The following is a 12,460-nucleotide window of genomic DNA, read 5'->3' on the forward strand; positions in this document are numbered from 1 at the left end:
TCGCTACAGGGTACTGAGGGAACGATAGGTTGCAATTTAGATTCGCTAGTGACTTATTATTTGGAATTATATTTCGGTATATCGCTCTGTAATGGTGATAATAACTATTAAATACGCATCGGGTTACACATGTGCGCTGAAACTGAGCGAACACGTGTAACTGTTGTTGGGGCTAGATATGGGGTATGTACGCTGTAAAAACGCTGAAATTATTAGAGTTAGTGGGATTTAATTTCAAAAATTGCGCACAAAAAAAGGGAGCGGCGGCTCCCTTTCTTATTGCTTCATAGTTTAGAACTTGTAGCTGTATTGAATGCCGTATAGCCACGCGTTTGCGCGAGTGGTTGCTGCAACGCTAGTGATACCATTTGTTTCTTCAACCTTCACGTCCTCGCCCATTAGGTAAGTCACGCCAAGATCAACGGTGGAATTTTTAGTTGCTCGGTAAGTTACACCGCCAGATAGCCACTGGCGATCTGAATCAGGAACAGCTATTGATGTTTTCACATCAATATCTTGCGCGCTGGTGTCGTACATGTAACCACCACGTAGTGTCCAATCATTGTTCAGGTAGTAAGTACCACCAATGGAGTAGTGCCATCCATCTTGCCAATTGTATTCGTTTAGCTCAGTTCCATTGGTTGTTGCAAGTTTGTCGAAAGTGCTCCATTCAATCCATTGGACCGAGTAATGCATCGCGAATTTCTTGGTGAGCATGTGGAAACCGGAAAATTCTGCGATATCTGGTAGACGCATAATGAGTTCACCACTCATATCTTTCAAGCCTGCCTGATACGTCATGTCTCCATCTGCTTTGATGTCTGGGCTGTGACGGTAGCTCAAACCAAAGCGATGTTTTTCGCTGAGCTCATACACAGCACCTGCGTTCCAACCGAAACCAGTTCCTTCAGCATCAACATCAAGAAGTTTGTCGCCCATCATCAAACCTGAGCGCTTAAGTTTGCCTGAACCTGTAATGACATCTAGACCTGCACCAACACTAAACTGTTCGTTGATTCGGTATGAGCCGCTTAGGCCAAAATTGACGGTTTTTAGATCGGTCAAGCCACCAAATTCATTCGCGGCAAAATCATTGCTGAATTCAGTTTTTGTACCAAAGTTTGAGTAGATTCCAGCTCCGACAGCGAACTTCTCGTTAATTGGGTGTACATAAAAAAGGTTTGGTACGTATGAGATATCACCAATCTGCTCATCTGGCAGGCTGGTGTAAGTACTTTCTGGTAAACGTGAGATACCATATTTTGTATCTTTAACTTGAACGTCAGTGTCAATGGCAATCAAACCCAGAGAAAGCTCTGGTGATTTGAAAAGAGACATAGCCGCTGGGTTACGCGCCATTACTGATGCGTTATCAGCGATAACGGCATCACCTGCAAATGCACGACCAAGGCCTGTTGCTGATTGGCCATTTAACTGGAAGCCAGCGGCGAACGCTGACGTAGAACTTGCCGCCACAGCCACTGCAATAGCTGAACGAATAAACAGACGCTTCTTATTCATAATGTGAATTTATCCAAATGAATTTATTGTAATTTTCTTTATATGGGCTTTATGAAGCCGCGCGGATTCTATTGTGTAGGATAAAATTTTGAAATCTGACCAGTTATGAGATGCTGTCTTGTTTATGAGTTGATTTGTCTTAGTTAATTGTTTTATATATAAAAAAATGGAGAAGCGCTTGCTTCTCCCTTATTGTGTAAATGAATGTTTTATCGCAAAGTCGCTTGGCTTATGCTTTTTGATTCAGATGCTTTTTCAGTGACTCTGCAAGAGGAAGGATGTTTGACCCTTCTTCACCCACAACAATCACGCTGCTGTTTTCGGCTGGCAGGGAAATCGCTTCCATGTTGCCATCGCTAAATGTTTCCATCGTTGGCGATTTTTGTGGCACCACAAATACAGTGAAATCTTCACCATTCTCTGCCTTTAGCACCATATGAACAGCATGCTGATCGTCAAAGCTGCAGTGGTTTAAATAAGCAATTTGACCCGGCAAACTTCCACTAAACGTGTTCCCTAAAGGTGCGAGTTTTGCATTCACTTGTTGAAGGCTTGCGCCTTCGTTGGCGTTAAGCGTAAACCCTTCTTCATGGTAGTAATGCTGCAGCGCAATTTGCCCTAGGCTTTGGTCACCGGGCAAAACAGGTAAGTTCGACCAATTAAATTGACCCAGCATGATGCCAAAGACAAATGCGATGGACGCGGCAATGGCCAAGTGAAACTTGGGTTGGCGCTTTTCTCGAACAACATCGCTGGTTTGCTTAAACAATACTTTATCGACAAGGTCGTCTGGCACGTCAACTCTCAATGCCTGATCGATCATCGCATCTAATTGCTCTAGCTCTGAAGCAAGGCTTTGGTTTGCTGCTGAGTTACGTTTGGCATCGAGCAACTCAGGATCTTGGTCTTGGGGGTCGGCGAGAAGACGGCGACGAAATTCAAGATCGTCCATTTTGCGCTCCTCTTTGTGGTGTGTTTTGATTGTCCATGAACTCTTTCAATTGATTACGCGCTCTAAAAAGGCGAGTCATCACAGTGTTTTTATTCAAATCTAATATATCTGCAATTTCTTCACCGCTGAATCCTGCCATGACTTGAAGTACGAGTGGCTCTCGGTATTCGGGGGCAAGACGCATAATTTGTTTGTGCAGCCATTGCTGCTCGACCGACGCTTCTTCGCTCGGCTGGGCATTGTCTGCGACTTGATGATCATCAATATCAACCAATTCTAGCTGCTTGCGCTCGAATCGGCGTGCGTTTTCTCGACGAAGAATGGTGATTAGCCATGCTTTCGCCGCATTATCATCTTGAAGGCTATCGAGCGATCGCCAAGCACGTAGACAAGTTTCTTGTACCAAATCTTCCGCGACATGTTGGTCTTTTGTAAGCCAATATGCGTAGCGGTAGAGGTCCCTGTGCCAGGCTCTCACGAGCGCTTCGTATCGTCTTTGTTTTTCCATATCAGTAGAGACCTGCGTATCTTCGGTTTTATTTCGAATTTTTTTCAAAACCATTCAGACTATCCTTCGCTCTTCGTTTCTTTCGCAATTAAAGATAGTCATTGGGTGACGATGAGGATGACACTGTAGCTTGCGAGCATGATTCATTGACGATTTAAGTGTAGTTTTTTCTTCCAATTTATCCTTGTTCTTATCAGTGTTAAATATTCTAACAATGAGATTGTGCATTTTGAGAGCAATTGATTGAGATACACGATAAGCAAGACAGGATTCTCTTTGGTGGAGCTGTGCGACAACACACTTATTCTTTCGGCGTAAAGAAACGTCTGCGTTGGAAAAGGTGTGGTTCGATTTGGAAAGAAAGGTGACAAACGAGAGGATGATTCTTTTGTTTTTTCTACTGATGAAGAATTGAACCAAACATTGATCTGCTTCAAAAAGACGCGATGCTCGATGGGTATAGTAGGCACTGTCATCTGGTAGCGCATTGATGGACCCGTTGGTTTACCGGCCCGTGAATGTGCGACACCGTGTTGAGCAAGATGACACTTCCTTTTTGAAGGCTGACTTTACTTTCTCCTCAGGTTTTATACCTGATTTGCAATTGGCTTTACGTTAATTGAATTTCTACGTGATTGCTTTCCACATACGTTACCACACCCATTCGGTGTGGTTTTTTTTGCCTGTGATCTCAGACTGGAGAACAATTTAAAACGGACGTTTTAATTTAATAACAAATTGGTTACACTTTTCTGGTCTGACCTCTAATTCATGCAAGGAGCAGCAATGAACTCTCCCCAGAACCTGACAACGCGTCAAGGTGAACGTATCGCGGTTGTCGCAGGACTACGAACACCTTTCGCGCGACAGTCTACGGCCTATGCCGATGTCCCGGCCGTCGACCTCGGCAAAATGGTCGTTAGCGAAATGCTGAATCGTACCGCCATCGATCCTAAGCTCATTGACCAACTTGTTTTCGGGCAGGTTGTGCAAATGCCAGAAGCCCCAAACATTGCCCGTGAGATCGTGTTGGGTACGGGAATGAACATCCACACTGACGCTTACAGTGTGTCGCGCGCCTGTGCGACCAGCTTCCAATCTGTTGTGAATGTCACTGAGAGCATCATGTCTGGCACTGTTGATATTGGCATTGCAGGTGGTGCGGATTCTTCTTCTGTCTTGCCGATTGGTGTGTCGAAGCACCTTGCGGCGACCTTGCTGGCGCTAAGCAAAGCAAGAACCATGAGTAAGCGCCTTAAACTTCTGAGCAAGCTCTCTTTGAAAGATCTTGCGCCTGTACCGCCCGCGGTTGCGGAATACTCTACGGGCTTGAGCATGGGACAAACGGCAGAGCAAATGGCGAAGAGCCATCAAATCAGCCGTGAAGAACAAGATGCATTGGCGCACCGTTCGCACACCTTGGCAGCGAAAGCTTGGGCGGATGGTTTGGTGCGTGATGAAGTGATGACGGCCTTCCCTGAACCGTACCGTGCGTGGATTGATAAAGATAACAACGTACGTGAAGATTCTACTCTAGAAGGTTACGCCAAGTTGCGTCCTGCGTTTGACCGTAAACATGGCTCAGTGACAGCAGCCAATGCCACCCCGCTGACTGACGGCGCTGCAGCTGTCATGTTGATGCGCGAAGGTCGAGCAAAAGAATTGGGTCTGGAACCATTGGGCTACATTCGCTCTTACGCCTTTGCTGCGATTCAAGTTGAACACGACATGCTGATGGGGCCGTCTTACGCCACACCGATGGCACTTGATCGCGCTGGCATTACCTTGTCTGACTTAACCCTTATCGACATGCACGAAGCATTTGCAGCGCAAGCGTTGGCGAACGTGAAAATGTTTGGCTCTAAAACGTTTGCAGAGCAGAAGCTCGGACGCAGCCAAGCGATTGGTGAGATCGACATGGACAAATTTAACGTGCTTGGTGGTTCTATTGCTTATGGTCACCCATTTGCAGCCACAGGCGCACGCATGATCACTCAAACCTTGAACGAGCTTCGTCGTCGTGGCGGTGGTTTGGCATTGAATACAGCCTGTGCGGCGGGTGGACTCGGCGCAGCGATGATTTTGGAGGCAGAATAATGAGCGAACAAACGACAAATACGTCCGCACCAGAATCGACGGAAACCCCATCTACACCGTCAGCATTTTCACTGCGATATGCGGACAATGGGATTGCTTGGCTGGCGATAGACGTGCCGGGTGAAAGCATGAACACGCTTCAGGCGACCTTTGCCGATGAAATCAGTGAGATTTTAACGGAGCTGGAAGGGAAGTCTGATGTGAAAGGCCTTGTGCTGCACTCAGCGAAACCTGACAACTTTGTGGCAGGTGCGGATGTTCGTATGCTGGATGCCTGTAAAACCGCTGAAGATGCACAAGCCATTGCAGAGCAAGGGCAGAAGCTGTTCTCTCGCCTTGAAGCACTGCCGTTTCACGTTGTTGCCGCCATTCATGGTCCTTGTTTGGGCGGTGGTTTGGAGCTGGCTCTGGGGTGTCATAGCCGTGTCGCGACTGATGACGACAAAACACGTATTGGTTTACCAGAAGTACAGCTAGGTCTATTACCAGGTTCGGGCGGCACGCAACGCCTGCCGCGTTTAATTGGTGTAGCGGGTTCACTAGACATGATCCTAACTGGCAAACAGCTTCGTGGTAAGAAAGCGAAGAAAATGGGCGTGGTTGATGACTGCGTGCCACATTCTGTGTTGCTGCAAGTGGCGGAAGAGTTGGCCCTCAAGAGCAAGCCAAAGCGCACGAACAGCTGGCAGAGCTGGGCAATGGGTGGCAATGCGTTGGGTCGCACCGTGGTTTTTGATCAAGCTGCGAAGAAAACGCGTGAGAAAACCCGCGGAAATTACCCTGCGACGGAAGCGATTCTCGACACCATTAAATACGGTCTCGATAAAGGCATTGAAAAAGGCCTGGCTCGCGAAGCGAAGCATTTCGGCCAGTTGGTCATGAGCACGGAATCGGCGGCACTTCGTAGCCTGTTCTTTGCAACCACGGCAATGAAAAAAGAAACCGGTGCAGATGCAGAGCCTGAGAAAGTCACGGGCGTCACTGTGCTAGGTGGTGGTTTGATGGGCGCGGGCATTGCGAATGTTTCTGCGACGAAGGCAAACGTGCCAGTGCGTGTGAAAGATGTCAGCAATGATGGCCTGCTTAACGCCATGAACTACAGCTACAAGCTGCTAGAGAAAAAGCGTAAGCGCCGCATAATTTCAAAAGCGCAGCTTCAAGAGCAAATGGCACGCATCAGTGGTTCAACGGATTACAGCGGCATGAGCCGCACAAACGTTGTCATTGAAGCGGTGTTTGAAGATCTTGAGCTGAAACACAAGATGGTTGCCGAAGTTGAAGGTGCGTTGGGTGAGAACACGATTTTTGCTACCAACACCTCGTCACTGCCTATCCATCAGATTGCTGAAGGTGCTGCACGACCAGAGAACATTGTTGGTCTGCATTACTTTAGCCCTGTCGATAAAATGCCGCTGGTGGAAGTCATTCCTCATGCTGGCACCTCTGAAAAGGCCGTTGCAACGGTCGTGAAACTGGCGAAGAAGCAGGGCAAAACACCGATTGTTGTGGCGGATAAAGCGGGCTTCTATGTAAACCGTATTCTCGCGCCATACATGAATGAAGCGGCGATGACCTTGCTGTCTGGTGAAACCATTGAGCATATCGACAATGCATTGCTTGATTTCGGCTTCCCTGTGGGGCCTGTGACCTTGCTGGATGAAGTCGGCATCGATATCGGTGCGAAGATCAGTCCAATATTGCTGAACGAGTTGGGTGAGCGATTCCGTGCACCAGACGTGTTCGATGTGATGCTGAATGACGGTCGTAAAGGGCGCAAGAGCGGCAAAGGCTTCTACCAGTACAATGGTAAGAAAAAAGAAGTCGATAAGCGTGTTTATGGCTTGCTAGGTGTTGAACCAAAGAATCAGCTAAATGGTCATGAACTGGCGCAGCGTTGTGTGTTGATGATGCTGAATGAAGCGGCGCAATGTTTGGATGAAGGCGTGGTGAAATCTGCACGTGATGGCGACATTGGTGCGGTATTCGGTATCGGCTTCCCGCCGTTCTTGGGTGGCCCGTTCCGTTACATGGATCAGATTGGCGCGAAGCGTTTGGTGGAACTGTTGGAACAACATGAAGCCAAATTCGGTGAGCGTTTTGCACCATGTCCGTTGCTGAAAGCGATGGCAGCAGAAGAAAAACGTTTCTTCGAGTAATGCGCAACACGTAAGTTAGCGAAACAATAAAAAGCCCCGATGTTCGGGGCTTTTTCGTATCACGTATTCGGTCGTTTACGGACGTTCCAGTCGATTGCGGCGGAAAGCGGTAATTGAATCAATTTCCTGTGTTTCTGCAGGTAGACATTGCCCTTGGTGCGCTCCACCACAACTGTGCATGACTAAGCGGTCTGCTGTGCGTGGTTTGAGTTTGTCGACAACGAATTTAATCATTTCAGCACGACTCATTTGACGAATTTCTTCGGCGACACGACGACGCTGAGAAAACGTACTGTCCTTGTTGCCAATACTGATCCAAAGCCGCTGAGCACGCGCACGCAAGTTGGCATCTGGCTCTTCAATTTGTGCAATCAAGCCTTGTTTGCTGGCTTGCCATTGCGCTTCGCTAAGTTCCATCAACACGAGGAAGAACGCATTGAGGAAATCATCAATCGCTTCCATCAGCTTGGTTGGCCCAGCTTGTGGCGACTGCACGTAAAAGATCAATCCCGGGTGGCGATTGAGCGGCATGTTGCCTGACCCAACCATGTACCCGAGTTGTTGCTTGGTGCGCAGTTCATTGAAGAATATTGCTGACATCAAATGCTGCGCGAAGGTGTGCATAGCAACGTCTTCTGCTTCTGTGCCGTGGCTTTGGTAATACACCAACACGGCAGAGTCTTGGCTTTCACAATCGAGGTGATAAGACGCACTGCCGACGTTGTTCAACAAAACGAGCGGGCGCGTGGATTCTTGATAGCGCTGATTGTGAACGCGCAGCGCATCTTTGATGGTTTCGCCAAGCGCCAAGGTTTGTTGTTTCTGCCAGTTGCCATACACGAACATTTCGACATGCAATTCAGACATGACAGATTGGACAAAGTCTGGAAGTTCAGAAACCTGCAACGGAATGAGCGCGTCAATCATTTGCTCATACGTCGGGTTGTTCGGCTGCAAAATGCCCGTCATCGCATTGTATAAACGGCTAATAGGTTTATTCTGCGTGGCGTTCTTCCAGCTTCTCAGTAATTGCGTTTTGATGATGTCAAAGCGCTCTGGTTTGAAATCGCGGTGGGCGAACTTCTCCAAAACGAGGTTCATCAACAACGGCAACTTCTCGTTAAACCCACTGAGCTTAAGCGTGACGCCGCCTTGGTGCGCGTACAGGTTGTAATTGAGCCCGGCCACTTCTGCGGGGTAGGCAATTTCGTTGATGGCTTCTAAGAGCATCTCAACACTGACGCGGGTTTTCACGATGTTCTCAACGGATTCAACAGCATGTGGGCTGTCGATAGCCACGTACACCACCCCTTTAGGCACGCGGTATTCTGTGTCCTGCAAGTGCCACAAACAAAAGCCCGGTAACTCCTGAATCTTCTCAGGCAGATGGTTGTCAGGGGCTTCGAGTTCAGCAGGGTCTAGGTCATAACTGATATAAGGGTTGGAGTCCGGCAGGGTTAACGTGCTGGATATCAGTGTTGAATGCCATTTCTCAAGCTGAGTGTCGGTGAAGGGCTTAACACTGTATGGCGTGTCATACCAATTCGCTTGTCGATCATGTTTTCCGCCTTTCGCAATCAAGGTCAGGCGCATGTGTTCAGGGGACAGGTAGTTGAGCATCTCGCGGATCAAGGCTTCATCAAACCCTTGCATCATGTAGTCGCCGTAGAGCGTGTCTTCTTTCGCGTAGTGTTGAAGGTTCAACACCATGTGGCTCACTGTGTCTAACGGGCGTGAAGGCTCTTGATAGCGAAACGCCATTTCCTGCACGGCGCGTTTTTCTGCATAGCGCCAATCGTTCAACCCCTGTTCTTTGATGAGGTTAATTGCTTGGAATATATACATCACAATGGCGTCGATTTTGCTCAAGCCGACTTCAGTCAAACTGACACTGACGGTGAATTCGCGGAAATTGGAGCCACTGATCCCGCCGCCCGCGGATAGGTTGTTGATGTAGCCTTTGCTTTTGAGCATCGACATCACGCTGCCTGCCCCTTCATACCCGAGTAAGTGAGCAATGTAAGACAGGGGTTTGATGCGATAGTGCTTGTCTGTCTCAGGCAAGGAAAACGCCATGGTCAGCTTGCGCACATCCTTCAAGGGTTCAATGGTGATGAATTGCTTAGTTTGTGCCTTGGTAACAAAAGGCACATCGGGCACGAAAGGCGCGAGATCTAAATTGGGGATGTCTGCAAACACATCGCGCGCTAATACTTCCAGCGAGTCCAGCGTAAAAGGGCCGGTGATGGAGGCTGTCATCAAATTGGCGCTGTAATGCTTTTTGTAAAAGGCGATCAGTTCATCACGCACCGTGTTGCCTTCGCGATCGGCAAGGGTGTCTGCGCTGCCGACAGAGAACTTTGAAAACGGGTGTTCGGGGTTGATGGTCTCTTTCTGCACCTGATAAATACGACGTACGTCATCTTGCAGCTTGAGCTTGTACTCGGAATCAACGGCGTTGCGTTCTTTGTCGACAGCATCGGCATTAAAGAGTGGGGCGGAGAAAAACTGCCCGAATCTGTCTAACGCTTCATCGAAGTGATCGTGCTGAATATCGAAGAAGAACGAGGTGTTCTCGGTGCCTGTCCATGCGTTGTTGCTGCCACCGTGGCGGCTAATGAAGGATTGAAACTCACCAACAACGGGATAACGCTCTGTTCCCAGAAACAGCATGTGTTCAAGAAAGTGTGCCAGGCCTTCGCGATCAACGGGATCGCAGAAGTGTCCAACATTCACGGTTAGGGCAGCAGCGCTGCGTGGTGCCTGCACATCTTCGATCAATAATATCCGTAATTTATTGTCGAGGGTGATGTGTCGGTAAGCACGATGATCGTTGGGACTTATTTGCACAAGGCACCTTCACTGGTAGGGGCAAGGTCTTAATTATGACCAGCGAAGTACATTGAGGCAAACATCTGTGCGCTTTATCGTTCCCGAATGCCGTAGAGACTGATAGCATTAACGAAATTGCAGAAACCAGCAGTATGAATATGCACATTTACATTATGCGCCATGGCGAGGCTCATGCCTTCGCTGCCAGTGATGAAGAACGTCAGCTCACCGAGTTGGGGGAGCACCAGTCCGCAGCCATGGCGAAATGGCTTGCAGGCCAGTTGTCATCAGGCACGTTAGATGTCGTGCTCGTTAGCCCGTACATTCGCGCACAGCAAACATGGCAAGCGTGTGAAACGCTTTTGCCTGCGGCAACCAAGGTGTTGACTGATGAAGGCATCACGCCATACGGTGACAGTGAAGACGTTGCAGCATACTTACGCGCGTTGATTGCGGTGGATAAACCGGAATCCGTGTTGGTGGTGTCTCACTTACCGCTGGTGGGCTATTTAACTGCGGAGTGGTCACCTGGCATGCAGCCACCGATGTTTCCTACCTCGTCGATCTCTTGCGTGGAATATGATGCTGAGACCGACAAAAGTGATGTGTTGTGGCTAAAAACGCCATCACAAGTGATGAAGGCTTAGTCTGTCGTCAGAATAGGCAATAAACGCATTGACAAAAAAACGCCCGATTGGGCGTTTTTTTTATCTCTGTTTTTTACTGTGGGATGTCGCTTGGACGCTACGTCAGTTAGCGTTAGCGCTCAGGAATTTCAATCAACACTAACAATGCGCCAGCACCACCAAATTCTAAAGGGGCTTGATGAAATGCTAATACATCAGGGTGTTGTGCCAGCCAAAGCGGTGTTTTCTGCTTGAGAATGTGTTTGCCAATGCCGTGCATGACACACGCACAGCTCACACCATCTTTTATACAGGCTGCAATCAGCGCACCGAGTTCGCGTTTGGCTTCCAGTTGGGTCATTCCGTGAAGGTCTAAGAACATGTCGGGCACATAGACGCCGCGACGAAGGCGCTTCACTTCATATTTGGAGACCCCGAAACGCGCGTATTGCGTTGGGCCTTCCTCTTTCAGCAACGGTTCAAATTCGTCAGAAAAATAAAACGAATGGTCACGTGCGGAAGATTCGGAAAGCTTCGCTTTAGATTGCGCGGCTGTCTGGCGTCTTGGCGGGTTTATGGTATCCTGCTGCAGTTTTTTAACGCCTTTCACCGCATCGCGGAACGCCGAAAAATCGTCGTCTGAGATCGGGGTTTTCTTACTCATAAATCAATTCCAAATATCGATAGGCGCATTGTACCCGAAAAGTGCGCAATGTCTCGCTGTCGGATTTGGAATTGCCTCAACACACAACGCGGGCTTGTGGTGGGTGAAGGCGATATAGGCTAGTGGAGGCCATTTTGGACAAGATTATTGTTGATGAAGTTGTCAACGAACTACGTACGCTGCAAGACATGCTACGTTGGACGGTAAGTCGCTTTAACGCGGCAGGATTGTTTTACGGTCACGGAACGGACAACGCATGGGATGAAGCAGTGCAACTGGTGTTGCCAACCCTTTACCTGCCTATTGATGTACCTGCAGAAACACGCCATTCACGCCTCACGACCAGTGAGCGTCATCGCATTGTTGAGCGTGTCGTTCGCCGTATTAACGAGCGTACGCCAGTGGCTTACTTAACCAACAAAGCCTATTTCTTCGGCCTCGAGTTCTTTGTGGATGAGCGCGTTCTTGTGCCTCGTTCGCCAATCGGTGAGCTGATTGAAAACCGTTTTGAGCCAATGTTGTCTGTTGAACCAACACGCATCATGGATTTGTGCACCGGTAGCGGCTGTATCGGTATTGCGTGTGCATACGCCTTCCCGGAAGCCGAAGTGGATTTGGTCGATATCTCAACAGATGCGCTGGCGGTGGCTGAAATCAACATTCAAGATCATGGTATGGAGCAGCAAGTCTTCCCACTGCGCTCTGATTTGTTCCGCGATTTACCAAAAGATAAATACGATCTTATCGTGTCTAATCCTCCGTATGTGGACGAAGAAGACATGAGTACGTTGCCAGAAGAGTTCCGCCACGAGCCTGAACTGGGTTTGGCGGCAGGTAGCGATGGTTTGAAACTGATGCGCCGCATTATCGCGAATGCACCAGATTACCTAACCGAGCAGGGTGTGCTGATCTGTGAAGTAGGTAACTCGATGATCCACGTTGATGCGCAATATCCAGAATTGCCGTTGACTTGGCTAGAATTTGAGAACGGCGGTCATGGTGTGTTCATGATGACTTACCAAGATTTGGTGAGCGTTGCAGACGAGTTTGCTATCTATAAAGATTGATGCAAACGGCGTTGACCGCATGTAGACAAAAAGGCTG

At 48.6% G+C, this 12,460-nt stretch carries 9 protein-coding genes; 4 read left to right on the plus strand and 5 right to left on the minus strand.

Annotated elements, in window-relative coordinates; genetic code table 11:
• Positions 1-291: 291 nt before the first annotated feature.
• The 3 genes from EQP46_RS07575 to EQP46_RS07585 all read right to left on the minus strand — a co-directional run bounded on the left by EQP46_RS07575 (position 292) and on the right by EQP46_RS07585 (position 3,035).
• Entirely contained in the window at positions 292-1,521 is a 1,230-nt protein-coding gene (locus tag EQP46_RS07575; RefSeq protein WP_129493070.1) for an outer membrane protein transport protein, read from the minus strand.
• A gap of 229 nt (positions 1,522-1,750) precedes the next feature.
• On the minus strand, positions 1,751-2,473 hold the full coding sequence (locus EQP46_RS07580; RefSeq protein ID WP_129493071.1) for a DUF3379 family protein: 723 nt from the start codon (positions 2,471-2,473) through the stop codon (positions 1,751-1,753).
• Positions 2,460-3,035: a sigma-70 family RNA polymerase sigma factor gene (locus EQP46_RS07585; RefSeq protein ID WP_129493072.1), complete on the minus strand. Its 576-nt coding sequence runs from the start codon at positions 3,033-3,035 to the stop codon at positions 2,460-2,462. The genes EQP46_RS07580 and EQP46_RS07585 overlap by 14 nt, the downstream gene beginning before the upstream one ends.
• Before the next feature lie 732 nt (positions 3,036-3,767).
• On the opposite strand from EQP46_RS07585, the gene fadI reads away from it, so the two are divergent.
• Both fadI and fadJ read left to right on the plus strand, forming a co-directional pair.
• Complete coding sequence (fadI, locus tag EQP46_RS07590; RefSeq protein WP_129493073.1) at positions 3,768-5,078, plus strand: acetyl-CoA C-acyltransferase FadI; 1,311 nt, start codon at positions 3,768-3,770, stop codon at positions 5,076-5,078.
• Positions 5,078-7,234: a fatty acid oxidation complex subunit alpha FadJ gene (gene fadJ, locus EQP46_RS07595; protein ID WP_129493074.1), complete on the plus strand. Its 2,157-nt coding sequence runs from the start codon at positions 5,078-5,080 to the stop codon at positions 7,232-7,234. The genes fadI and fadJ overlap by 1 nt, the downstream gene beginning before the upstream one ends.
• A 75-nt stretch (positions 7,235-7,309) precedes the next feature.
• Here the strand turns inward: fadJ and EQP46_RS07600 are convergent, their stop codons facing one another.
• A complete protein-coding gene (locus EQP46_RS07600) occupies positions 7,310-10,084 on the minus strand; it encodes an insulinase family protein (RefSeq protein WP_240671683.1) in 2,775 nt (924 codons plus the stop codon).
• 140 nt (positions 10,085-10,224) lie between these two features.
• Between EQP46_RS07600 and sixA the strand changes: the two genes are divergently transcribed.
• Positions 10,225-10,713, plus strand: coding sequence for a phosphohistidine phosphatase SixA (gene sixA / locus EQP46_RS07605; RefSeq protein WP_129493404.1), 489 nt, complete (start codon positions 10,225-10,227; stop codon positions 10,711-10,713).
• 112 nt (positions 10,714-10,825) lie between these two features.
• Here the strand turns inward: sixA and smrB are convergent, their stop codons facing one another.
• Positions 10,826-11,356 (minus strand): endonuclease SmrB, encoded by a 531-nt coding sequence (gene smrB, locus EQP46_RS07610; protein WP_129493075.1) that lies wholly within the window; start codon positions 11,354-11,356, stop codon positions 10,826-10,828.
• Between the two features lie 134 nt (positions 11,357-11,490).
• On the opposite strand from smrB, the gene prmB reads away from it, so the two are divergent.
• Positions 11,491-12,423, plus strand: coding sequence for a 50S ribosomal protein L3 N(5)-glutamine methyltransferase (prmB, locus tag EQP46_RS07615; RefSeq protein ID WP_129493076.1), 933 nt, complete (start codon positions 11,491-11,493; stop codon positions 12,421-12,423).
• The last annotated feature ends 37 nt before the right edge of the window (positions 12,424-12,460 follow it).

The sequence above is a fragment of the Enterovibrio baiacu genome (assembly GCF_004120195.1).
Taxonomy (GTDB): Bacteria; Pseudomonadota; Gammaproteobacteria; order Enterobacterales; family Vibrionaceae; genus Enterovibrio; species Enterovibrio baiacui.